The organism is Streptomyces sp. NPDC029044, from assembly GCF_040637495.1.
Lineage (GTDB): Bacteria > Actinomycetota > Actinomycetes > Streptomycetales > Streptomycetaceae > Streptomyces.
The window spans coordinates 41,289-63,802 of the sequence record NZ_JBEZWN010000021.1; the positions used below are offsets into that span (position 1 = coordinate 41,289).

The following is a 22,514-nucleotide window of genomic DNA, read 5'->3' on the forward strand; positions in this document are numbered from 1 at the left end:
GGAACGGACAGCGCAGGTACGGACACCGCGGGAACGGACAGCGCAGGTACGGACACCGCGGGTACCGGCTCCATGGGTACCGGCTCCATGGGTACCGGCTCCATGGGTACCGGCTCCATGGGTACGGGCGCGGCGCCGGGCCGAGGATTGCTGGTGGTCGGGGACGTCATCACGGATGTCGTCGCGCGGCACGCGGGGCCGCTCGCGGCCGGCACGGACACGACTGCGTCGATCCGGACGGTGGCGGGCGGTGCGGGCGCCAACGTGGCGTGCTGGGCATCCCACCGGGGTGCGGCGGACGTACGGCTGCTCGGGCGGGTCGGGACGGATGCGGCTGCCTGGCACGAGCGGGAGCTGGCCGTCCAGGGGGTGCGGCCGCACCTCGTCGTCGACCCGCTGGCGCCCACCGGCACGGTGATCTGCATGGTCGACGGGGGCGCCGCGGCGGAGCGGACGTTCCTCACCGACAGCGGCGCGTCGTTGCGGCTCGGGCCCTCCGACTGGTCGGACGCGCTGCTCGACGGCGTGGCCCGGCTGCACCTGTCGGGCTACCTCCTGTTCTCCGGGTCGAGCCGGGCTCTGGTGACGGTGGCCCTGAGAGCCGCACGCGCGCGTGGAGTGCCGGTGAGTCTCGACCCGGCTTCGGCTGGGTTCCTGGCGGAGCTGGGCGCCGAGCGCTTCCTGGCGCTCGTCGAGGGCGTGGACGTACTGCTGCCCAGCCGGGACGAGGCGTGCCTGCTGACCGGGCTGGGGGACGTGGGCGAGGCGGCGGCCGCGCTGAGCCTGCGCGTGCCGCTGGTCGTCGCCAAGCAGGGGCACGAGGGAGCGGTCGTGGCCCGCTCGGGGGAGGTACGCGCCCGCGTTCCGGCCGCACCGGCGACGCCACGGGACACGACCGGTGCCGGTGACGCCTTCACCGGCGCGTTCCTCGCCGCCCTGCTCGCGGGTGCCGGGCCCGAGGACGCCGCGGCGGAGGGCTGCCGCGCGGGCGCGCGAGCGGTGGAGCGGGTGGGCGGCAGACCGCCCCGGCCCGGCTGACCACTCCTGTAGCTCCTCCGCTACTGCTTCCGCCCCCACGCCGAGATCATCGGCGCAGTCGTCAGATCGAGCGCACCGGACGTGACGTTCCCGAGGTGCCGGTCGATCTCCTGGTCCGTGGCGAGGCCCGCGGTGACGAGCCGGTCGCGGATCTGCCGGATCGTGACGGACTCCAGGGCCGCGCAGGCCGGCGAGGTGAGGGGGAAGTAGGCGTCGGCCTGCACCCGGGTCAGTCCGGCGGCCCGGAGCAGCCGGGGCAGGTCGCGGCCGCACGGCAGGTCGGTGCCGCGATCGGCGAGCAGACTGCGGAAGCCCTGCCGCAGCCGGTTCGCGAGCTGTTGTTCGGGGCCGTACTCGTCGGGGCAGAGCAGCGGCTGAAGGGCGGGGTCGGCGTCCTCGACAAGGAGGCGGCCGCCGGGGCGCAGCGCCTTGACCATGGACCGCAACGCCCGTTCCCTGTCGGTCACCTGGACGAGGGCGAGGCGGGCGTGCACCAGGTCGAACCCCTCCCCCGGCGGCTCCTGGGCGCCGAGTTCGTGGGCTCTCACCTCGACGGGGGGCCGGGCTGCGGAGGCGAGGCGTGAGGTGTCGGTGTCGGTCGCGACGACGCGGCCGGTCGGGCCGACCTTCTTCGCCAGCCAGGACACGACGGTGGTTCCGGCGCCGACCTCCCAGCACCGCCAGCCGGATCCGATGCCGAGCGCTTCGAGGTGCCGGAACGTCGTGGGATCGAAGAGAGCGGCGAAGGCGCTGAAGTGTTCTGCCGCCTCGGTCTGCCGGTTGTCGAGGAGGTACCCGTCGGTTCGCGTCATGCCTCGATCATCCCAGTTGTCCGACTTATCCGTACTCGTTGACGCTCCGGCATGGAGTCCCTTTGGCCAGATGCAACGGGGCCGCGAGCCCGGAAGCGTCGTCCGTCCACAGCCGGGAACCAAGCGGAACGAGTCGTTTCCACAGGCTTACCCGCAGCTCACGCAGGCCTGACAGACTGGCGCGGCAAGGCGCAGGAACGGCGCGAGAGTTCCACGCAAGGAGATCGGGATGTCCATGGCAGGGAATCTGCGGAAGGTCACGAGCCTCGGCGGCGTCGGCGGCCTCCGCAAGGTGGCTCGGCTGGCCCGGCGGCGCCCGCGCGTCGACCTGAGTCACCCGGCCAGGTCCCCGCTGGGCTCCTCGGTGGTGAACTGCGTGACGTACCGGGAGGGCGTCCGCACCCCGGCGCGCGGCGATCTGGTGGACACCGTGCAGCGGGTGCGCAAGAGCCGCGAGGGTTTCGTCTGGCTCGGTCTGCACGAGCCCACCGACCAGGAGTTCGCGGGCATCGCCGAACTCTTCGACCTGCACCCGCTGGCCGTCGAGGACGCGATCGAGGCGCACCAGCGCCCCAAGCTGGAGCGCTACGGCGAGACGCTCTTCGCGGTGTTCAAGACGGTCTGCTACGTCGAGCACGAGGAACTGACGGCCACCAGCGAGGTGGTCAACACCGGCGAGATCATGCTGTTCGTCGGCGCAGACTTCGTGATCACGGTGCGGCACGGCCGGCACGGTTCGCTCGGCCCGCTGCGCGAGGAGCTGGAATCCGATCCCGGCCAGCTCGCCAAGGGCCCCTCGGCGGTGCTGCACGCGATCGCGGACCACGTGGTCGACGACTACCTGACGGTCACGGACTCCGTGCAGGGGGACATCGACCAGGTCGAGACGGACGTGTTCTCGGAGTCCGGCGCGCGGACCGACCCGGGGCGCATCTATCAGCTCAAGCGTGAACTGCTGGAGCTGAAGCGGGCGGTGGTGCCGCTCAGCCGGCCGCTGGAGGATCTCGCCACGCGGCCTATCCGGGCGGTCGACCCGGAGATACAGGCGTACTTCCGTGACGTCTCGGACCATCTGCTGCGGGCGAAGGAACAGATCGCCGCCTTCGACGAACTGCTCAACTCCATCCTCCAGGCACACCTCGCACAGGTCACGGTCGCGCAGAACGAGGACATGCGGAAGATCACGGCGTGGGCCGCGATCGTCGCCGTGCCGACGATGGTCTGCGGGGTCTACGGCATGAACTTCGACCACATGCCGGAGCTGCACTGGCGGTACGGCTACGGCATGGTGATCGGCGTGATATCCGTCGCGTGTCTTGCCCTGTACCGGGGGTTCCGGCGCAGCGGCTGGCTCTGAGCGCGGGAGCGACCCGCGAAGGGGCTCCGGCGCCGCTGGGGTGATCCGCGAGGTCAGTGCATGGCGGTCGTGGCGTAGACGCTCTGCGCCCAGGAGGCGATCTGGTCCTTCGCGAGATGCCGGGCCAGGTCGGCTTCGCTGATCATGCCGACCAGGCGCTTGTCCCGGATCACGGGCAGTCTGCGGATCCGGTGCTCCCGCATCTCGCGCAGCACCTCGCCGACATCGGCGTCCGCGTCGATCCAGCGGGGCGTTCCCTTGGCCATGTCGCCCGCGGTGACCCGGGCGGGGTCGTGGCCCATGGCGACGCAGCCCACGACGATGTCGCGGTCGGTGAGGATGCCGCAGAGCCGCTCGTTCTCGTCGCTGATGGGCAGGGCGCCGACGTTCAGTTCGCGCATGAGCTGGGCGGCGCGGTTGAGGGTTTCGTGGGCGGGGATCCACTGGGCGCCGCGGTGCATGATGTCTCCGGCGGTGGTCATGGAGTACCTCCCGGTGCCGGACGGCCGGCGCGGCGCGGGAGGCACCGCGAGTCCCGGCGCCCCTCATTCTCGCCGGGCCGCCGGATGCCCGCACACGGAAGGCCGCACGGGAGTCCGCACGGTGGTCCGCCCGGGTCTCAGCCGCCGGGCCCGGGCATCGAGGCCTGGGCTCAGCCGCTCCACGCCGGGCGGTGCGGATCGTCGGCCCGCACCAGGACGTCGGCAGTCCCCACCGGGTCCGTCTCGTGCTCGTAGCGCTCGAAGGCTGGAAGGGTCCAGTGCTCGGCCTCGGGGGTGCGGCGGCGTAGGGCGCCCGGGGAGAGGAGGAGGTGGACGCTCAGATCGAAGGGGAACCAGTGCCGAAGGAGGAAGGGCCCGTGCAGCAACAGCACACCGCCGGGCGGGAGTTCGACGTAGGGACTGCGGGTGGCGCGGTCGGCGGCCGGGTCCCACAGGTCGGGCAGGACGCGGCCGTCGCCGTCGGCTTCGAGCGGGCCGAACACCTCGCGCCACAGGGCGCCGGTGTCGTACCAGCCGTCGTAGTAGGCCTCGACGTCCTGGTGACCGTATTCGAGCCGTACGGAGGCGGGGCGCAGAAAGCCCTCCGTGCCCACGACGAGCGAGGAGCGGCCGCGTACGCGCAGCGCCTCACCGATCCGGTGGGCGAGGTCTCCCGGGCGGGCGGCGGGGGCCCCGTCGACGGCGATGCGCGGCCAGGGACCGCTGTCGGCGGGCTTCAGGTCGAGCAGGCGCTCGGCGAGCTGGTCGCCGAGCCGTTCCCAGGTGATCGCTTCGAGTCGCACACGGCCCATGATGCGTCAGACAGGGCAGGCGGCGTCCCGCCCGCTGGCCTGGCGGTGCACCGGGCAGTATCCAGGACCGGGCCCCGGCGGGCCCGGTGTCCGGGCGGGGTGACGACCGGATCGCCAGGGTCTGCGGCGAGGTGCGTAGTTCGGGCCGCCGTAAGGGGGAATGAACCTCTTATGGTCCCCCGCACGACGCTCCTGTCTCTCACCGGACTTCTCGTCTTCCAGCCCCTCAAGCGGCGCTACTGCGCCGAGTGCCGCCGAGGACCGCTGCCGCTGCTCGCCCTTGAGGACGGCGCTCCGCGCTGCCTCGACTGCGCCGACCTCGGGCATCTGGTGTTCCTGCCGAGCGGCGACACCGCGCTGACGCTCAGATCGCGGGAGGAGAGCGCGCTGTCGGCGGTGGTCGTGCGGTTCAACCGGCGCAAGAGCCGGTACGAACGCCAGGGAGTCCTGGTCGAGGAGGCGGCGCTCGGGCGGGCCGAGCAGCGGTGCCTCGCGGACGCCGAGGCACGACGGCGGCGCCGGGTGCGGGACGCGCGGCGACGGGCGGCTCAGGACGCCCTGTTCGCGCAGGCGTTCGCGGCGGAGATACTCCGGCTGTTTCCAGGGTGCCCGGCCGCACGGGCGCGGGCCATCGCCCTGCACGCCTCGGAGCGGGGCAGCGGGCGGGTGGGCCGCAGCGCGGCGGGGCGCGCGCTGACCGAGGGCGCGGTGACCTCGGCGGTCGTGGCGTCGGTACGGCATCTGGACACGCCGTACGACCGGCTGCTGATGAGCGGAGTGCCCAGGCATGAGGCGCGGCGGCGGATCGCGGCGGCGGTGGCGACAGTGCTGCGGGGGTGGACCGGGGCCGGGCTCGGGTCCACGGGGTGACGGACGAGCGGCCCCGGGGGCGTGCCGTCATGGGGTCGGCACGGCCGTTCGAGGGCTCCTGGACGTTCGCTTATGGCGCCGCGCCGTTCGGCCATGGTCACGGCGCTCGTGCGGGAATTCACTGGTGGCGAGGAAGGGTGCCGGGCGGGATCCCGGCGGGACGGCGGGAGACAGACGTGATCGACGGACCGTATTTCGTGCTGACGGTGCTGGGTGTGCTCGGGACCGGCCTGGTGGCCGGGGTGTTCTGCGGGTTCTCGACCTTCGTGATGCGGGGCCTGGGCATGCTGCCGCCGGCGCAGGGGGTCGCGGCGATGAGGGCGGTCAACGTGGCGGCGGTGACTCCGCCCTTCATGATCGTGTTCCTCGGTTCGGCCGTGCTGTGCGCGGTGATCGCCGTGGTGACGTTCGTGCTGTGGCCGGACGAGGGGACGGTGGAGCTGCTGGTGGGCAGCGCGCTGTACCTGTTCGGGTCGTTCGGGCTGACCATGGTCGCGAACGTGCCGCGCAACGACGCCCTGGCCGAGCTGGAGCCGGGCACTCCGGAGGCCGCGGCGTACTGGCCGGTGTACCTGCGTGAGTGGACGCTGTGGAACCACGTCCGCACGGTGGCCTCGGCCGGGGCGGCGCTGGCGTACGTGCTGGCGCTCACCTGACGCCCCTGCCCCGCGGCGGACGGGCACCGGCCCGGAGGCGGACGTATCGTGGCGAAAAGAGTGCCGTCGCCGAGTGGGACGAGCTCCGCCCGACGACGCACGGCCCGCCCCACGCGCACGCAAGGAAGACGGCCATGGCCGATCCCAAGGGTTTCCTGACCACGCCCCGCCAGGAGTGGCCGCGCCGGCCGGTCGAGGAACGGGCGCGGGACTGGGACGAGGTCTACGTCCCCGGGGCGCTGCTGCCGATCATCAGCAAGCAGGCCGACCGTTGCATGGACTGCGGCATCCCCTTCTGCCACGACGCCTGTCCGCTGGGCAATCTGATCCCCGAGTGGAACGACCTGGTGTCCAGGGAGGACTGGCGCGCGGCCGCCGACCGGCTGCACGCCACGAACAACTTCCCCGAGTTCACCGGCCGGCTGTGCCCCGCGCCGTGCGAGGCGGGATGTGTGCTGGCGATCAACCAGCCGGCCGTCACCATCAAGAACGTCGAGTGCGCGATCGCCGACCGGGCCTGGGAGGAGGGGTTCGCGCCGCCGAGGCCGCCGGAGCGGCTGTCCGGCAAGACGGTCGCGGTGATCGGTTCGGGCCCGACCGGGCTGGCCGCGGCGCAGCAGCTGACGCGGGCCGGGCACACGGTCGCCGTGTACGAGAGGGACGACCGGCCGGGCGGGCTGATGCGGTACGGCATTCCGGCGTTCAAGATGGAGAAGCACCATCTGGAGCGGCGGCTGGAGCAGATGCGGGCCGAGGGGACGAAGTTCCGGACGTCGACATCGGTCGGGCGGGACATCGGGGCCGACGAGCTGCGCACCCGCTACGACGCCGTGGTGCTGGCCACGGGGGCAACGGCATGGCGCGAACTCCCGGTTCCGGGACGGGAACTGACGGGTATTCACCAGGCGATGGAGTACCTGCCGCCGGCCAACCGGGTGTGCGAGGGTGATCTGGAGACGTCCCCGTTGTCGGCGGCCGGGAAGCACGTCGTCATCGTCGGCGGCGGCGACACGGGAGCGGACTGTCTGGGCACGGCCGTCCGGGAGGGCGCGGCCTCCGTCACCCAGCTGGACATCTACGCGCTGCCGGACGCGGAGCGCGACGAGGACACCGAGCCCTGGCCGACGTACCCGATGCGGATCTACCGGCTGTCCGCCGCCCATGAAGAGGCTCGTGACCTGCGGACCGCCCCGGTCGCGGACGCGGATGCGCGGCTGTTCGCGGCGTCCACACTGCGCTTCGACGGCGACGCGCAGGGGCGGGTGCGCTCGCTGCACCTGGTCGAGGTGGACGCGCGGCGCCGTCCGGTGGACGGCACCGGGCGGACGCTCCCCGCCGACCTCGTGCTGCTCGCCCTCGGCTTCACCGGGCCCGACCGGGAGGACGGTCTCGTCGACCAGCTGGGGCTGGAGATGGAGCCGCGCGGGACGATCGCGCGGGACTCCGGGTTCGCCACGAACGTGCCCGGGGTGTTCGCCGCGGGGGACGCGGCCCGGGGGCAGTCGCTCATCGTGTGGGCGATCGCCGAGGGGCGGGCGGTGGCGGCGGCCGTCGACCGTCATCTGACGGGCAGTGCGCGGCTGCCGGCGCCGATCGGGCCGTACGACCGGCCCATGACGGTGTAGCTCCCTACCGCCGGGCCCCACGAAGGTCACCCCCTCGTCTCGGGCCGTACGACCGGCCCATGACGGTGTAGCTCCCTACCGCAGGGCCCCCCACGGACGTCACCTCTCGTCGGTCCCGGCGACCTTCCCCGTCGACAGCGCCACCCGGTTCCATGTGTTGATCGTGCAGATCAGGGCGAGCACCTGGGCCAGCTCACGCTCGTCGAACAGTGCGGCGGCCCGCGCGTACACGTCGTCCGGGACGCCGGAGTCGGCGATGAGGGTCACCGCGTCCGTGAGGGCGAGGGCCGCCTGCTCCCGCTCGGTGAAGAAATGACGGGCCTCGCGCCACACGGCGACCATGTGCAGCCGGTCCTCGCTCTCGCCGGCCCTGCGGGCGTCGCCCGTGTGCATGTGCAGGCAGTACGCGCAGTGGTTGAGGTGCGAGGAGCGGATCTGGATCAGCTCGACGAGGGCCGGGTCGATGCCCTCGCGGGCGGCGGCGTCGAAGGCGATGAGGGCCCGGAAGGCCTTCGGGGCCGACGCGCCGAACTCCAGCCGGGCGGACGTCGGGTGGGTGCTCTTCGGGTTCGTTGTCGTCGTCATGGCCTACAACCTACGAGCCGGAAAGACCCGCTGTAGGGTGCATTCCCATGGGGACATCGTGGGTCAATTCCGCGGAGCGGATCGGGTCCGACCTGCATCTGGAGCTGACCGGGCCGGGCGGCCGGCGGGCGGCGCTGATCCGGGCCCTGCGGGAGGCCGTGCGCAGCGGGCGGCTCGCCCCGGGCACGCGACTGCCGCCGTACCGCTCGCTCGCGGCGGACCTCGGCGTCGCCCGCAACACGGTGGCGGACGCGTACGCGGAGCTCGTCGCGGAGGGCTGGCTCACCGCCCGGCAGGGCTCCGGCACCCGGGTCGCGGAGCGCGCCGAGCCGCTGCGGCCCGCCGCTCGCGTGCCCAAGAAGTCACCGCCCCGCGCGCACGGCCCGCGGCACGATCTGACGCAGGGCACGCCGGACGTCTCGGCGTTCCCGCGCACCGCCTGGCTGGCCTCCTACCGGCGGGCCGTGCAGCGGGCGCCCAACGAGGTGTTCGGCCCGGGCGACCCCGCCGGCCGCCCGGAACTGCGGCAGGCGCTCACGGAGTACCTGGCACGCGCACGTGGCGTGCGGACCGAGCCGGGCCGGATCGTGATCTGCTCCGGCTTCGCGCACGCGCTGCGGCTGCTGTTCGGCGGCGGCGTCCTGCGCGGCCCCCTGGCGGTGGAGGCGTACGGGCTCGGGTTCCATCGGCAGGTCCTGGCCGCGGCCGGGGTGCGGACGGTACCGCTCCCCCTCGACGAACACGGCGCGCTGATCGACCGGCTGGCGCGCGAGCGGGCCGTGCTGCTCACGCCGGCCCACCAGTTCCCGACGGGCGGTCCGCTGCACCCCACACGCCGGGCCGCCGTGATCGACTGGGCACGCGCCCGGGACGGGCTGGTCCTGGAGGACGACTACGACGGGGAGTTCCGCTACGACCGCAAGCCGGTCGGTGCCGTCCAGGGGCTCGACCCCGAGCGCGTGATCCACATCGGTTCGGTCAGCAAGAGCCTGTCGCCGGCGGTGCGGTTGGGCTGGATGGTGCTCCCGGAGCGATACGTGGACGCCGTCCTGGCCGCCAAGGGCGAGCGCGAGGCGTGGGCGAGTGTCCTCGACCAGTTGAGCCTCGCGGACTTCATCGCTTCGGGCTCGTACGACCGGCACGTACGCCGGATGCGGCAGCGCTACCGCGGCCGCAGGGACCGGCTCGTCGCGGCCCTCGCCGAGCACGCGCCGCACATCGAGGCCACCGGCATCGCGGCCGGGCTGCACGCCGTGCTGCGGCTGCCGCCCGGCACCGAGGCGTCCACGGTCAAGGCGGCAGCCTGGCAGGGCATCGCCCTCGACGGCCTCGCCGCGTTCCGGCACCCGGAGACGGACATGCCGGCCGGTGACGGGCTCGTCGTGGGGTACGCGACCCCCTCCGAGCACGCCTACGGGCCGGCCCTGGAGGCGCTGTGCGGTGCGCTGCCACCACCGTGACCGGCCCGGGGACTTCGTGAGTGCTACGGCTTGCGCCCCACGGCCCCGTACCCCGGGATCACCCCGTCGTCCTGCCCGGGCACGGGCTCGCCCAGCTCGGGGTGCCAGCGGTGGGGCACCTCGACGCCGGGCTCGACGAGGTCGAGGCCGGCGAAGAAGCGGGTGAACTCCTCGCGGGAGCGCAGGGCCAGGGTGACGCCGGCGGCGCGCAGCTTCTCGGTGGCCGCCTTCGACTCCTCGGGGGTGAAGTCGGCGGTCGCGTGGGTCATCACCAGGTAGCTGCCGGAGGGCAGTTCGGCGAGCAGCCGCCGGACCAGGTCGTGGGCGCCGTCCTCGTCGGGGACGAAGTGCAGCAGCGCGACGAGCGACAGCGCTACGGGCCGGGTGAGGTCCAGGACCTTCCGCGCACCCTCCAGGATGGCGTCCGGGTCACGCACGTCGGCCTGGAGGTATTCCGTCGCGCCCTCGTCCGTGCCACGCAGCAGGGCCGCCGCGTGGGCCAGGACGATGGGGTCGTTGTCGCAGTAGACGACCCGGGCGCCGGGCACCGTCTCCTGGGCGACCTGGTGGAGGTTGGGCTCGGTCGGGATGCCGGTGCCGATGTCCAGGAACTGCCGCACGCCGCTGCCCGCCAGCCAGCGGGTGGCGCGGTGCATGAAGGCGCGGTTGACCCGGGCCATCACCGGCACTCTGGGGTCGAGGGTGAGCATCTGCCGGCCCATCTCCTCGTCGACCGGGTAGTTGTCCTTGCCGCCGAGGTACCAGTCGTACATCCGCGCCGGATGGGGTCTGGTCGTGTCGATCTGGACGGCCGACATGGGGTGGTCCTGCCCGGTCATGAGGCACTCCGTAAGGCGCAGGGTGTGGTCAATTCAGCACCAGATGAGGAAAGTTGAGGACAGACGACGGCACGTGCGCATCAGGACAGCAGGAAGTCCGCCTCCCCCGACTTCGCCCCCTCGATGAAGGCCGTCATCTCGTCGGTGGTGTAGATCAGGGCGGGGCCGTCGGGGTCGGTGGACTGCCGGAGGGCGATCCGGCCGTCGGCGAGCTTCATCGCCTCCAGGCAGTTGCCTCCGTTTCCGCCGCTCCACGGTTTGTGCCAGCCTTCGCTGCCCAAGTCACGCGCGGGCATGCCGTTGTAGACGTGTTTGCGCGGCTTGATGCGATCCATTCACAGCTCCTTGCGGAGGTCCCGGAGGATCTCCTTCGTGCGATGTGCCGTGGCGGCTTGCGCCGCCATGCGGTCCATGACCTCCAGGTGGGTCGCCACCTCGGTGCGCGCGTCGAGATAGACGGCGCCGGTCAGGTACTCGCTGTAGACCATGTCCGGCAGTTCGGGCATGGCGAATCGGAACAGCACGAACGGCCCGTAGGTCCCCGGGTGCGGCCCATTGGCGAACGGGGCGATCTGAAGCGTCACGTTGGGCAGCTTCGTGGCGTCGAGCAGCTTGTCGATCTGGGCGCGCATCACCTCCGGGCCGCCGGCCGGGCGACGCAGCGCGGTCTCGTCCATCACGACCCACAGCCGGGGCGCGTCCTCGCGGGTGAGCAGGTCCTGGCGCTGCATGCGCAGGGCGACATGGCGTTCGATGTCCTCGGGCCGGGTCTGGCCGATGGCGCCCGACCGGAGCACCCCGCGCGCGTAGTCCTCGGTCTGGAGCAGCCCGGGGACGAAGTGGGGCTCGTAGCTGCGGATGACGCTCGCCGCGCCCTCCAGGCTCACGTACATCGAGAACCAGCCCGGCAGGATGTCGTGGAAACGCTGCCACCAGCCGGGCCGGTTGGCTTCCTCGGCCAGCTGGACGAAGGCCTCGGCCTCCTCGTCGGAGATGCCGTAGGCCTTGAGGAGCAGTTGCAGATACGGGATTTTGAGCGCGACCTCGGCCATCTCCATACGGCGGACCGTGGCGGGGGCGACGCGGAGGATGCGCGCGGCCTCCTCGCGCTTCATGCCCGCGCGTTCCCGCAGGTCCAACAGGCGTCGGCCGAGCACGACCTGACCGACCGTCGGTGCGGACCGCGGTTCACTCACGCTCCACCTCCACGAAGAGTTCTGACGAGCCGGGCACAAAGGAACGCTGACAGCCCGGCGGCGCCATTCGAGGACCTTTCGAAGAGCTGATCCGAACAACATTTCGAACGAATCTTCGAGATCTCAACTGGCGCCGCGCGGGGTGCTGTTGCGAGCAGTGTGCCACGGCCATTCAGACCGTCACACAGCACTCTGCAATTTTCAGAGTGACACTTGCCAAGTGTTCACGGCGGGGCGATAGTGGCAAGCGTGATTCCGTCCGCGCCCTTAGGAACAGACGCCGCCGCAGGCCCTCCCGGGCTTGGCGCCGCCACGGAAGAGGCCTCCCTCGGGGCCGCTGCCGGGCGCCGGTTCCGTTTCGAGCTGGCCGCACATTCGGGTTCTCCCGCCCAGGCCAGACGCCTGACGCGGGCCCGGCTGACCGGCTGGTCGGTGTGCGAGGACACGTGCGACAGCGCGGCTCTGGTCGTCTCCGAGCTGGTCACCAACGCCATCGTGCACACGGCGAGCACCCACATAGTGTGCGAGCTGCACGACGGTGACGACCTGGTGCGGATAGCCGTACGGGACGAGGGCTGCGCCCCCGGCCAGCCGCACGCCGCGAGCCGGACCCGGCCCGAGGAGGAGCACGGGAGGGGACTGCTCCTCGTCGACGCCCTCTGCCACTCCTGGGGCGCCCAGGAGAACGGACCCGGGCTGCTGGTCTGGGCGGAGCTGCCGCGTACGGCGGACGCCCCGCCCGAGCCGGACGGACCTCGGGGCGACCTGGGCTGGGGCACCCGGCCCAAGCGCGGCCCGTCCGACGATCCGGACGACGGGAACGGGACTCACCAGGCACACACGCGGAGCGCCCCCGAGGTTCCCGCGCAGGAGCGCCGCCGAGAGCGGGGGAACGCATGAGTCCCGCACGGGCAGGCGGCATGCTGAACCTGGACACGCTGGTGCGCGTCCGGCGCGGGCTGCGGACGTCCGGCCCGGCCCTGCGGCTGCCCGTGCCCGACGGCATGACCGCCCCGCTCGGCTGCGACGCGGTCGCGGTCCCCGCCCACATCGGCCCGCTGATCACGCCCAGGCTGCCCCGGGTGGGCTGCGTCTACGCGGACGGGACGCACTGGTGGTGGCTGGTGCCGTCCGACTCCGACCACGCCCTGGAGTGGCCCGCCCCGGCGCGGTACGTCACCGGCGCGGTCGTCCCGGACCTGCTGGAGGTCCCCGACCTGATCCACCGCCCGGACGGCACGCTTCCGTACAGCCCGCCCATCCCCCTCTACCTGGCACTGTGCCGCGCGACGGGGACGGCCCCGTCCTGGTCGCGCCCGGTCAGCGCGTGAGCGGGGCCTGACCGGCCCGGCCCCCTCCGGCGAACGACCGGCCTTCGCACGCCGGCCCGCACATCACCACCCCCGCACCACCCCGCACCCCCGCGCCGCCCCGCACCTCCTCCCGGCCGGGTCGTGCGCCCGCGCGCATCCGGCGCCCCGGGCTGCGCCCTGCCCGGGGCGGGTTCCGCCCCGCGATAGTGGGCCGCTCACGGGCGGGGCACGAGGCGGGGAGGTCGGTCGACGGTGGGGAAGAAGCGGACCGCGCCGGAGGTGTCCGAGTCGGAGCGGCTGCTGTTCGGCGGCCCGCTGCGCTACGACATGGGCTGGAACCAGCACGCCGACGCGTTCCTGGAGCTGAACTTCCGCGCCATGATCACCCGGCTGCCGTCCCTGCTCGCGTCCAGCCTCCGGCTCGCCCGGCAGGCCGACCGGGGCGCGGCGCGGATCGTGCTGGCCGCCGAGGCCGGCCGGGGCGTGGCGCAGGCGGTGAGCCTGCTCGCGGTGAACACGGTGCTGGCCCGGCTGATGGGCGGCGGGGAGATCGGCGACCGGCTGCGCGGGGCCGTCCCCGCCCTGGTCACGGTGGCCGTCGTGATGTTCCTCGCGGCTCTGCTGCGGGCCGCGAGCACCTACGCCACCGGCCGGCTGGAGCCCAAGGTCGAGCGGGTGGCGACCGAGCGGTACCTGGAGCGGGCCGCGGCCGTCGAGCTCGCCGCGATCGAGGACCACGCCTTCCACAAGCTGCTGGACACCGCGCAGTACGGCGCCGCCTCGGCCCGCCGGATGATCTCCTACGGAACCCGCGTGATCAACGCGATGATCTCGCTGGTCGCGGCCGCCGGTGTGCTGACCGTGCTGCACCCTGCCCTGCTGCCGCTGCTGGTCACGATGACCCTGCCGAGCGCCTGGAGCGCGCTGACCGTCGCCCGGCGGCGGTACGAGTCCTTCCACGCCTGGGTGCAGCACGCCCGGGCGGGCCGGCTGCTCGGCAACCTGCTGATCGAGCCCGAGGCGGCCCCCGAGATCCGGGTGCACGGGGTCGGCTCCTTCCTGCTGCGGCACTTCCGCGCGATGTCGGAGACGGCCGAGGCCGAACAGGCCCGCCTGGCCAAGCTCGCCGCCCGTACGGGCCTGATTGCGGCGGCGTGGACGGGCCTGGCGACGGTGGCGACGTACGCGACGCTGGGCGGGCTGCTGCTGGCGGGGGCGATGGCCCTGTCGGTCGCGGGTACGGCCGTGATCGCCATCCGGACCGGCTCGCAGAGCCTCGACACGCTCGTGGTGGAGGTCAACGCGCTGCACGAGGAGGCGCTCTTCGTCGGGGACCTGCACCGGCTGTACACCGAGGCGGACCAGTGGGCGATCCCCGCGGGCGGTGCGGCGCTGCCGGAGGACCCGCAGGAGATCCGCTTCGAGAACGTCACGTTCCGCTACCCGGGCGACTCGGCCCGCCCCGCTCTCGACGACGTGACGCTGAGCCTGCCGCTGGGCCGGATCGTGGCTCTGGTCGGCGAGAACGGCTCCGGCAAGACGACCCTGGTCAAGCTGCTCGCCGGGCTCTACAGGCCGGAGCAGGGCCGGATCCTGTGGGACGACGTGGACGCGGCGACCGCGGACCGGCACCGGCTGGCCGAGCGCATCGCGATGGTGGCACAGGACTTCAAGCGGTGGCCGTTCACGGCCCGGGTGAACGTCGCCCTGGGGCGTTCCTCGGTGCCCGTGTGCGAGGACCGGCTGGGGGCGGCGGTCGCCGACGCGGGGGCGGAGACGGTGGTCGCGGACCTGCCGCGCGGACTGGACACCCTGCTCGCCCGCAACTTCAGCGGTGGTCACGAACTGTCGGGCGGCCAGTGGCAGCGGCTGGGCATCGCCCGGGCGGCCTACCGCAGGGGCCGCATCCTGATCGTGGACGAGCCGACGGCGGCCCTGGACGCCCGGGCCGAACTGGAGGTCTTCGAGCGGATCCGCGCCTTGGCCGACAGCGGCCAGACGGTCGTATTGATCACGCACCGGCTGGCGTCCGTACGGCACGCGGATCTGGTGCACGTCCTGGACCAGGGCCGGCTCGTGGAGTCCGGGACACCGGAGGAGCTGCTGGCCACCGGTGGCGTCTACGCCGAGCTGTACGCGCTCCAGGCGGAGCAGTTCGCCTCGTCACCCGCACCGGTCAGGAAGGTGCCTGCGCCGAAGGCGGGATGACGGCACGCGTCAGGCGGTGGCGTCGGCCACGTCGCCGCTGCGCACGATCACCAGGAACATGTCCGTGGCGAGGTCCATGACGACCTCGGCGGGCAGGCCTTCGCTGCGCCGTGCCTGCGCGAACTCCTCCGCAGGCCAGGAGCCGCGCGGCCCACCGGCAGGAAAGCGTTCGAGCACCGTTCGCCCGTTCACCCTGCACCTCCCTGTAGCGCTGTACTCGTAGAGTTAAACGCCAACCATGGGGTGAACGGCTCGCGAAGTGACGGTACTGAGACGTAGTTGACACGCGTTCACCGCCAAGTGTGACCAACTTCTCAGCCTCTTGGCCTATGTGTTCACTTTCCGTATCAGTTGTCGCACTCATCGTGATGCGGGGTGTGCTCACTTCTCACAGGCGTCCCACAGGTGCCCGGGAGGCGTGCCGTCAGGTGTCGTACCGCTGGATGCGCCGGCCGTGGCTGCGGTCGACGAGTGCGGGCAGGCGCTTGTCCAGCTCCCTCACCACCGCCGGCACGTCGATCGTCAGCAGCTCCCGGTCCCGCATCAGGATGCGCCCGTCGACGATCGTGGTGCGGACGTCGGCGGAGCGCGCGCTGTGCACGAGGGTCGCGGCGAGGTCGTGGACGGGCTGGGTGTGCGGCCCGGTGAGGTCGACCAGGACGATGTCGGCCCGCCGGCCGGGTGCGATGCTGCCGGTGCTGTCCCCGAGGCCCACGGCACGGGCGCTTTGCAGCGTGGCGTGGTGCAGCGCCTGGCGGGAGGTCAGCCGGCGCGGGTCGCCCTCGGCCGACTTCTGGACCAGCGAGGTGAGGGCCATGGACTCCCACACGTCGAGGCTGTTGTTGGAGGCGGCGCCGTCGGTGGCGAGTCCGACGTCGACGCCGACGTCACGCAGGGCGCGCACCGGTGTGGTGTCCGGCCAGGCGAATTTGAGGTAGCCGCGGGGCGCGGTGGCGACGGCCGTGCGGCCGTCGGCCTGCTCCAGTAGGGGCAGGTCGCTGTCGACGATGCCGGTGCCGTGGGCGAGGAGCAGGTCCGTGTGGAGGAGGGTGGTGCGTTCCAGGACCCCGATCGGGGTGACGCCGTGGCGGGCCAGGCTGGTCTCGGTCTGGTCGCGGTTCTCGGCGGCGTGCAGGTGCACGGGCAGGCCGTGCGTGCGGGCGAGTTCGGCGGTGGTGGCGAGGTCGGTGTCGTCGACCGTGTAGGGGGCGTGGGGTGCGAGCGCGGTGGTGATCCGGCCGCCGGCCGCTCCGCGGTGACGCAGCGCGAACTCCAGCGAGCGCTCCCGGCCTTCGGGCCCCTGCGAGGAGAAGAAGGCCTCGCCGAGCAGCGCCCGCATACCGGATTCCGTGACCACCCGGGCCACCGCGTCCATGGCGAAGTAGTGGTCGGCGAAGCAGGTGACGCCCGCCCGGATCATCTCGGCGCAGGCGAGCCGCGTCCCCAACTCGACGTCCGTCTTGGTGAGGTTGGACTCGACGGGCCAGACGACGTCGTTGAACCACTCCTCGGTGGGGAGGTCCTCGGCGAGCCCGCGCAGCGCGACCATCGGCGCGTGGGTGTGACAGTTGATCAAGCCGGGCAGGGCGACCTGGCCGGCCGCGTCGATCCGCTCGGCGGCGGGCAGGTCCGCGGCCTCCGCGGTGGTCGTGACGGCTTCGACGACCCCGCCCCGCACGACGATCGCGGCGTCCTGCGCGAACCCGATCCGCTCTTGATCGTCGTGCACGAGGACCGTACATGCGCTGATGATGAGCTCGGCGGGATCGTCCGCGGCAGAAGGCGTCATCACGCCAACGTACGACGGCGTCGTAGGGCGGCATGAGCCGAACCGCACATCCCGTCACGGCTCTGTCGCGGGGCGGGCCGGGCGCGCACCCTGGCCTCACCACCCCGTCTGTCGGCTTCTGAAAGGAGCCCGGCATGCTCCTCGGCACCTGGAACCTGGAGAACCTCTACCGGCCCGGCGGGCCGTACGGCCCGCCGGACGAGGCCGGGTACGAGGCGAAGCTCGCCGCGCTCGCCGCCGTGATCACGGAGCTCGATCCGACGCTGCTCGGCGTGCAGGAGGTCGGCGACCCCGAGGCCTTGAAGGACCTGGCCGGGATGCTCGACGACGACTGGCACGTCGCCGTGTCCGAGCATCCGGACAGCCGGGGCATACGGGTCGGGTTCCTCAGCCGTAGGCCGCTGACGGTGGTGGCCGACACACGGGCGTTCCCGGCGGAACTGCGTCCCGTCCAGGCGGACGACACGGGGCTGACGGCGGGACAGGCGGGACGGGGCGTCCTGGCCGTCGAGATCGACGGCGGGGACGCGCCGGTGCGGGTGGCCGTCTGCCATCTGAAGTCGAAGCTGCTGTCGTACCCGGACGGCCGGTTCCAGCCGCGCGACGAGGGCGAACGCGCCCGCTACGGCGCCTACGCCCTGTACCGGCGGGCCGCCGAGGCGACGGCGCTGCGCGCGCTCGCGGACGAGCTGCTGGCCGGTGACGGGCAGGGGCGGGACGTGGCGATACTGGGCGACCTGAACGACGAGGTGCAGGCGGCGACCACGCAGATCCTGCTCGGCCCGCCCGGCTCGGAGATCGGCACACCGGGCTACGACCGGCCCGACCGGGGCGACGCGACGAGGCTGTGGGACGTGGCCCCGCTGATCCCGCCCGGGCAGCGCTGGTCCCGGGTCAACTCCGGGCGGCGCGAGCTGATCGACCACGTGCTGCTGAGCCACCGCCTGGTGCGCCGGACGACGGCGGCGGGCACGGGCCTGCCGGGCGAGGGCCCGCCCGGCCTGCCGTCGGTCGGCCCCGATCCGGCGCAGCGCCGCGGCGAGCCCGGGTCGGACCACGCTCCGGTGTGGGTACGGGTCGGCGGCTGAGCGGCCGACGGTGCCGGAGGGCCCGCTGCGGGCAGGGCGCCCGGGAACGGCAGGCCGGCGTCGGCGGCGATGGCCGGGCGGGGGCTGGGGCCTGTCGTTCGGATCGGGCCGCAGGACATCGACGGTGCTGATCAGCACCGGTGAGCGGGGCCTGGCGCATGCGGCTGCAAGGCCGAGGAGGGACTCGACGCGATGGGGGTCCCTCCCGCGCGAGCACAGCGGAGCGCGGAGGAGCGCGGAGGAACGCGAAGGAACGCGAAGGAACGCGGAGGAGTCGGCGAGTGACGACAACGCGGCAGGTGGGCGTGCCGGGCACCGCGTCTGCGGGCGTGATGCGAGCCCAGGCCCTGGCTGCTTGGATCACGAGCGTTGTCAACGCCGGCCGGCGAGGGGTGTCCGGGGCGGCGGCCGCAGCCCCACCCGCTCTCCCCTGCGGGCGAGTTCGGTGAGTGCGGCCGCGAGGCGTTCCTCGTGGCGGGGCCCGAGCCGGCCCGTGTCGTCGAGGTGCACCGCGCAGGCGGTGGTGGTGTCGACGAGGCGTTCGAGGAGGTCGGCGACCTCGTCCGCGCCCTCGGTGTGCCGGGCGAGAGCGGGCAGTTCGTGCGCGGAGAGGGAGATGGCCGAGCGGGCCTCGGCCAGGGTGCGGTAGGCCTCGCGGCGCAGCGTCCAGCGGGTGGCGCGGTGGGCGGAGGGAGTGGCCGGGGTCCCGATGCGGGGGGCGTCGGCCTCGTCGAGGACGTGCGTGAGGTAGGCGTGCGCGGCGTCGCTCGCCGCCGTGAGCCGGGCGCGCACTCCCCCGCCGCGCTGTCCGGGCATCGGCAGGTGCCCGACGATCAGCACGATCGCGCAGGCCAGCAGCGTCTCGCCGATCCGGCCGGCGGAGGCCTGGGGCTCGCCGCCGACCATGACGAGCGCGAGGACCAGGACGGTGGCGACGGCCGTCTGGGCGGCGAAGTGGCGGGTGGCCACGGGTATCAGGGCGCCGCTGAGGGCGACGAGCGCGATGAGCCCTTCCGGGCGGGGCAGGACCGCGGCGAGCCCCGCGAAGAGCAGCGCCCCGAGGACGGTCCCGGCGGCCCGGTTCAGCACCCGCGAGGCCAGCGGCCCCAGGTCGGGCTTGACCAGGAACACGGCGGTGGCGGGCAGCCAGTACCAGTGCTCGTGCTGCCCGTACCACTGGCTCTGGTGCAGGGCCTGGGCGACCGCGGAGCTGGCGCCGAAGCAGAGGGCGACGCGCAGCCCGTACTCGCGGCCGGCGCTGCCGAAGGCGGCGCGCAACCGGTCCGCTGCACTGCGGGGACGGGTGTGCAGATCACCGCCCCGGCCCTGGTCGAAGACCTCGGCGGCGTGCAGGAGGGCGTCGTCGAGGGCCCGCAGGGCGGGTGCCGACCGGGACGGGGCGGGCAGCGGCCCGGTGGGGGTGTTTCCGCGCACGGCGGCGGCGAGCCGCCGGGGGCCTTCGGAGGCCCGCTCGGCGATCGGCTCCTCGGCCCAGGCCAGCGCGGTGGCGGCCTCGGCGAGGGGCAGGGCGGCGGCGTACTGCGCGTGCAGCCTCCGCTCGGCGGAGGAGGAGGCGTACCTCCGCAGCCGGGGCCCGGCGAGGGCGTCCTGGGCGTGGTCGAGGGCGGCGGTCAGGGCGGCCCGGCGGCGGATGGCGTCCGGCCCGCCGACGGCGTCGAGCAGTCCGGCGACGGCCTCGTACACACCGGCCACGGCCGTGCGCTCCCCGTCGAAGCGGAAGTCACCGGCGAGGGAGCCGGGCGTGGGCAGGACGAGCCGCAGCACGAGCAGCCATCCCGCCCCGGCGAGATAGGCGAGCGCCCGCTCCCAGCCCGGCTCGGGCAGGGGCATCCCGGCGCCGATCGCCGCGCCGACCAGCAGCTGCGTCCCCACGGCGGAGGCGACGGGCCCGATGGCGCTCATCCCTCCGGCGACCAGCCCGACGACGGTGAGGACCACGGTGAGCACGGCCGACCCGGTCTCCTGCCCGGTGTACGTGCCGATCACGAGCCCCAGCGCACCGCCCAGGGCGGGTACTCCGATCCGCTTGACCGAGACGCGCCGGCTCCCGGGCCGGTCGTTGATCCCGGCCAGCATGGCGGCGACGGCGGCGACGACGCCGAGTGAGGTCAGGCCGGTCTGCACGGCCACGAGCAGCAAGGGCCCGGCCGAAAGGGCCCCCCGCGTGACCGCGCTCCAGGGCACCGGCCCCCGCTGTGCGCTCAGGGCGTGCGCGAGCCAGGGCGGCAGATGCGGGGCGATGCGGCGGGACACGGGGCTCCTGTCGTCTCGACGAGGGCAGGGGAGAGCCTTCGGGCGACGGCGGCCGGGGCGGGGTGTGGCTGCCCACGGTAGGCGGGGTTCCTGGAGGATAGGTTTCCGGAACGTCTCGGACCGCTCGGAACCGGCGTTCTTTATGTACGCAATCCGGAATGTACGCAATCCGGAGACGAGCACCGGCAACCTTTCCGGCCCCGGCGACCACTGGTGAGTCGTGAGCGCGCGTTCTCCTGAACCACGCAAGGACTCGAAGGACTCATCCGTGGCATCCGCATCCCATCGCCGTCCCGTCCGCAGACGGCGCACGGCTCTCGTCTGGACCGTCGCCGTGGCAGCCGTCGGACTCCTCGTCTCACTCGTGATCGCCCTGCGCCCGGACGGCGAACCGGACACGGTCCGCACGGCCACCGGGACGGCCGCCACCGGCCCGAGCGCCTCGCCGACGGCACACAGGCCCACACCGGCACCCAAGCCCTCGACGGCGTCCCCGGCTGCGAAGGGCACCCCGGCCACCGCGGCCTCCGCGACCACTCCGCCGGCGCGGCCCTCGCCCGCCACCACCCGGTCGCCCGCGCCGCGTCCCGCGTCCGGCGCCGCGCCCCTGGCGGGGCGGATCCAGCCCGGAACCACCTACACCGGCGTCGCCACCCACTACGACGCCGCCGACGGTGACGGCGCCTGCCTGTACGGCCCGAGCCCCGACCTCATGGTCGCGGCGATGAACCACACCGACTACGAGACGTCCAAGGCGTGCGGGGCGTACATCCAGGTCCGCGCCGCGAGCGGCGCCTCCGTCACCGTCCGGGTCACCAACGAGTGCCCGCTGCCCTGTGCCCCCGGCCAACTCGACCTCAGCAAGGAGGCGTTCGCGAAGCTCGCCGGCCTGTCCGCCGGACGGATACCGATCACCTGGAGCCTACTGAGCCCCGGCACGTCCGACACGGTCGCGATCCGCTACAAGACCGGCTCCAGCCGCCACTGGTGCGGAATCCAGGCACTCGGCCACCGCAATCCGCTGGCCCGGCTCGAAGTCAGGACCGGCGGCGGCTGGAGCCGGCTGACGCGTACCGAGTACAACTACTTCCTCTCCCCCGACGGCACCGGCTGCGGCGGCTCCCTCAGGCTCACCGACATCTACGGCGAGCAGCTCACCGTCGACGGCCTCGCCGTCCGCCCGGACACCGTCCAGCCGACCCGCGTGCAGTTCACCCGCCGGTGACGGCGCGCACGGCGCGGGCGAGGAGCGTCTCCGCGTCGGTGACGGCCCGGGTGAGCGCGGCCGGGCCGTCCGTCAGGTTCCGCACGAGGGTGTCCACCTCCTGGAGTCCTGCCCGGGCCACCAGCCCCTTGTCGTTCGTGACCCACTCCCCGCGCGCCGCCAGCACCGCGTGTGCGGTCTGGGTCGCGGCGAGGGCGATCGCGCCCGCGACCTGGGTGACGGCGTTCTTCGGGGCGTGGCCGGCCCTGGCGTAGGCGAGGCCGGCCGCGGCCATGCCGTGCCAGTGCGCCGGGGCGCTGACGCGCAGTGCCGGCGGATAGGCGCCCGGGCAGGGCAGTTCGCCCCGCAGGACCCGGTTGATCGCGAGTTCGGCGACGAGGAGGTAGGTCGGGATGCCGGCCAGGTGGAACATGAGGGGCTCGACGCGGAAGCGGCCCTGTTCCGCCTCGGCCCGTTCGTGTTCGACGACGGCCAGGTCCCGGTAGTGGACGTCCACTCTCCTGCCCTCGATCGTCAGCCAGGCGCCGGAGTTGAACACGCCGCCGCCCCAGGCGCCGATCTCGCAGACCTCGCCCTCCCAGCCGACCGCGCGGAGATCGGCCGGGTCGAAGGCGCCGCGGTAGTAGACGGCCAGGTCCCAGTCGCTGTCGGGCCGTTCGGTGCCCAGGGCGCGGGAGCCGCCGAGGGCGACGGCTTCCACGGCGGGCAGGGCGGAGAGACGGCCGGCGGTGGCGTCGAGGAAGGCGTGGTCCGGGACGGTGCTCACGGCGGTCTCCTGGCCGGACGGGCGGTCCGGGATGCTTGGGGGCTGGGCAGACGGGCCGGGGAAGCGTAGAAGGCCGGGCGGACGGGTCCGGGATGCGTAGGGGCCCCGGCGAACGGTTC

At 73.3% G+C, this 22,514-nt stretch carries 22 protein-coding genes; 11 read left to right on the top strand and 11 right to left on the bottom strand.

All coding sequences use genetic code 11. The annotated features are described in order from the left end of the window. The first annotated feature begins 102 nt into the window (after positions 1-102). Positions 103-1,038: a sugar kinase gene (locus tag AB0E85_RS19005; RefSeq protein ID WP_361928419.1), complete on the top strand. Its 936-nt coding sequence runs from the start codon at positions 103-105 to the stop codon at positions 1,036-1,038. Positions 1,039-1,058: 20 nt separating this feature from the next. On the opposite strand, the gene AB0E85_RS19010 is transcribed toward AB0E85_RS19005, so the two are convergent. Further along, positions 1,059-1,850, bottom strand: a complete 792-nt coding sequence (locus AB0E85_RS19010) for a methyltransferase (protein ID WP_361928282.1) — start codon at positions 1,848-1,850, stop codon at positions 1,059-1,061. Between the two features lie 229 nt (positions 1,851-2,079). Here AB0E85_RS19010 and AB0E85_RS19015 point away from each other — a divergent pair, with 229 nt between their 5' ends. Further along, positions 2,080-3,207: a magnesium and cobalt transport protein CorA gene (locus AB0E85_RS19015; RefSeq protein ID WP_361928285.1), complete on the top strand. Its 1,128-nt coding sequence runs from the start codon at positions 2,080-2,082 to the stop codon at positions 3,205-3,207. A 53-nt stretch (positions 3,208-3,260) separates the two neighbouring features. Here AB0E85_RS19015 and AB0E85_RS19020 read toward each other — a convergent pair whose 3' ends face one another. Further along, on the bottom strand, positions 3,261-3,689 hold the full coding sequence (locus AB0E85_RS19020) for a CBS domain-containing protein (RefSeq protein WP_361928288.1): 429 nt from the start codon (positions 3,687-3,689) through the stop codon (positions 3,261-3,263). 170 nt (positions 3,690-3,859) lie between these two features. Beyond that, positions 3,860-4,501, bottom strand: coding sequence for a uridine kinase (locus tag AB0E85_RS19025; RefSeq protein ID WP_361928291.1), 642 nt, complete (start codon positions 4,499-4,501; stop codon positions 3,860-3,862). 171 nt (positions 4,502-4,672) lie between these two features. Here AB0E85_RS19025 and AB0E85_RS19030 point away from each other — a divergent pair, with 171 nt between their 5' ends. The 3 genes from AB0E85_RS19030 (at position 4,673) to AB0E85_RS19040 (ending at position 7,652) form a co-directional block, all read left to right on the top strand. Continuing rightward, positions 4,673-5,371: a DUF2293 domain-containing protein gene (locus AB0E85_RS19030; RefSeq protein WP_361928294.1), complete on the top strand. Its 699-nt coding sequence runs from the start codon at positions 4,673-4,675 to the stop codon at positions 5,369-5,371. 176 nt (positions 5,372-5,547) lie between these two features. Next, complete coding sequence (locus AB0E85_RS19035; protein ID WP_361928297.1) at positions 5,548-6,027, top strand: anthrone oxygenase family protein; 480 nt, start codon at positions 5,548-5,550, stop codon at positions 6,025-6,027. 134 nt (positions 6,028-6,161) lie between these two features. After that, positions 6,162-7,652 (top strand): glutamate synthase subunit beta, encoded by a 1,491-nt coding sequence (locus AB0E85_RS19040; protein WP_361928299.1) that lies wholly within the window; start codon positions 6,162-6,164, stop codon positions 7,650-7,652. 99 nt (positions 7,653-7,751) lie between these two features. Here AB0E85_RS19040 and AB0E85_RS19045 read toward each other — a convergent pair whose 3' ends face one another. Further along, a complete protein-coding gene (locus AB0E85_RS19045; RefSeq protein ID WP_361928300.1) occupies positions 7,752-8,237 on the bottom strand; it encodes a carboxymuconolactone decarboxylase family protein in 486 nt (161 codons plus the stop codon). A 47-nt stretch (positions 8,238-8,284) separates the two neighbouring features. On the opposite strand from AB0E85_RS19045, the gene AB0E85_RS19050 reads away from it, so the two are divergent. Further along, on the top strand, positions 8,285-9,697 hold the full coding sequence (locus tag AB0E85_RS19050) for a PLP-dependent aminotransferase family protein (protein ID WP_361928303.1): 1,413 nt from the start codon (positions 8,285-8,287) through the stop codon (positions 9,695-9,697). A 23-nt stretch (positions 9,698-9,720) separates the two neighbouring features. Here AB0E85_RS19050 and AB0E85_RS19055 read toward each other — a convergent pair whose 3' ends face one another. From AB0E85_RS19055 to AB0E85_RS19065, 3 genes are all read right to left on the bottom strand, one after another. Further along, entirely contained in the window at positions 9,721-10,536 is an 816-nt protein-coding gene (locus AB0E85_RS19055; protein ID WP_361928306.1) for an SAM-dependent methyltransferase, read from the bottom strand. A gap of 80 nt (positions 10,537-10,616) precedes the next feature. Continuing rightward, positions 10,617-10,871 carry a DUF397 domain-containing protein gene (locus tag AB0E85_RS19060; protein WP_033310663.1) on the bottom strand — a complete coding sequence of 85 codons (255 nt, stop codon included), beginning with the start codon at positions 10,869-10,871 and terminating at the stop codon, positions 10,617-10,619. Next, positions 10,872-11,732 carry a helix-turn-helix transcriptional regulator gene (locus tag AB0E85_RS19065; protein WP_107458593.1) on the bottom strand — a complete coding sequence of 287 codons (861 nt, stop codon included), beginning with the start codon at positions 11,730-11,732 and terminating at the stop codon, positions 10,872-10,874. Between the two features lie 240 nt (positions 11,733-11,972). On the opposite strand from AB0E85_RS19065, the gene AB0E85_RS19070 reads away from it, so the two are divergent. The 3 genes from AB0E85_RS19070 to AB0E85_RS19080 all read left to right on the top strand — a co-directional run bounded on the left by AB0E85_RS19070 (position 11,973) and on the right by AB0E85_RS19080 (position 15,253). Continuing rightward, a complete protein-coding gene (locus AB0E85_RS19070) occupies positions 11,973-12,632 on the top strand; it encodes an ATP-binding protein (RefSeq protein WP_361928310.1) in 660 nt (219 codons plus the stop codon). Then, positions 12,629-13,063 (top strand): hypothetical protein, encoded by a 435-nt coding sequence (locus tag AB0E85_RS19075; protein WP_361928313.1) that lies wholly within the window; start codon positions 12,629-12,631, stop codon positions 13,061-13,063. Before AB0E85_RS19070 ends, AB0E85_RS19075 begins: the two co-directional genes overlap by 4 nt. A gap of 234 nt (positions 13,064-13,297) precedes the next feature. Continuing rightward, positions 13,298-15,253: an ABC transporter ATP-binding protein gene (locus AB0E85_RS19080; protein WP_361928316.1), complete on the top strand. Its 1,956-nt coding sequence runs from the start codon at positions 13,298-13,300 to the stop codon at positions 15,251-15,253. 9 nt (positions 15,254-15,262) lie between these two features. On the opposite strand, the gene AB0E85_RS19085 is transcribed toward AB0E85_RS19080, so the two are convergent. Continuing rightward, a complete protein-coding gene (locus AB0E85_RS19085) occupies positions 15,263-15,445 on the bottom strand; it encodes a hypothetical protein (RefSeq protein WP_010039591.1) in 183 nt (60 codons plus the stop codon). A gap of 232 nt (positions 15,446-15,677) precedes the next feature. Next, positions 15,678-17,042 (bottom strand): amidohydrolase, encoded by a 1,365-nt coding sequence (locus AB0E85_RS19090; RefSeq protein ID WP_361928320.1) that lies wholly within the window; start codon positions 17,040-17,042, stop codon positions 15,678-15,680. 134 nt (positions 17,043-17,176) lie between these two features. On the opposite strand from AB0E85_RS19090, the gene AB0E85_RS19095 reads away from it, so the two are divergent. Continuing rightward, positions 17,177-18,130, top strand: coding sequence for an endonuclease/exonuclease/phosphatase family protein (locus tag AB0E85_RS19095; protein WP_361928323.1), 954 nt, complete (start codon positions 17,177-17,179; stop codon positions 18,128-18,130). 372 nt (positions 18,131-18,502) lie between these two features. Here AB0E85_RS19095 and AB0E85_RS19100 read toward each other — a convergent pair whose 3' ends face one another. Continuing rightward, positions 18,503-20,404 (bottom strand): FUSC family protein, encoded by a 1,902-nt coding sequence (locus AB0E85_RS19100; RefSeq protein WP_361928325.1) that lies wholly within the window; start codon positions 20,402-20,404, stop codon positions 18,503-18,505. A 268-nt stretch (positions 20,405-20,672) separates the two neighbouring features. On the opposite strand from AB0E85_RS19100, the gene AB0E85_RS19105 reads away from it, so the two are divergent. After that, positions 20,673-21,629, top strand: a complete 957-nt coding sequence (locus AB0E85_RS19105; RefSeq protein WP_361928328.1) for an expansin EXLX1 family cellulose-binding protein — start codon at positions 20,673-20,675, stop codon at positions 21,627-21,629. Here AB0E85_RS19105 and AB0E85_RS19110 read toward each other — a convergent pair. Next, positions 21,616-22,395, bottom strand: a complete 780-nt coding sequence (locus AB0E85_RS19110; RefSeq protein WP_361928331.1) for a nucleotidyltransferase domain-containing protein — start codon at positions 22,393-22,395, stop codon at positions 21,616-21,618. The two genes, AB0E85_RS19105 and AB0E85_RS19110, sit on opposite strands and share 14 nt — an antisense overlap. Between the last annotated feature and the right edge of the window lie 119 nt (positions 22,396-22,514).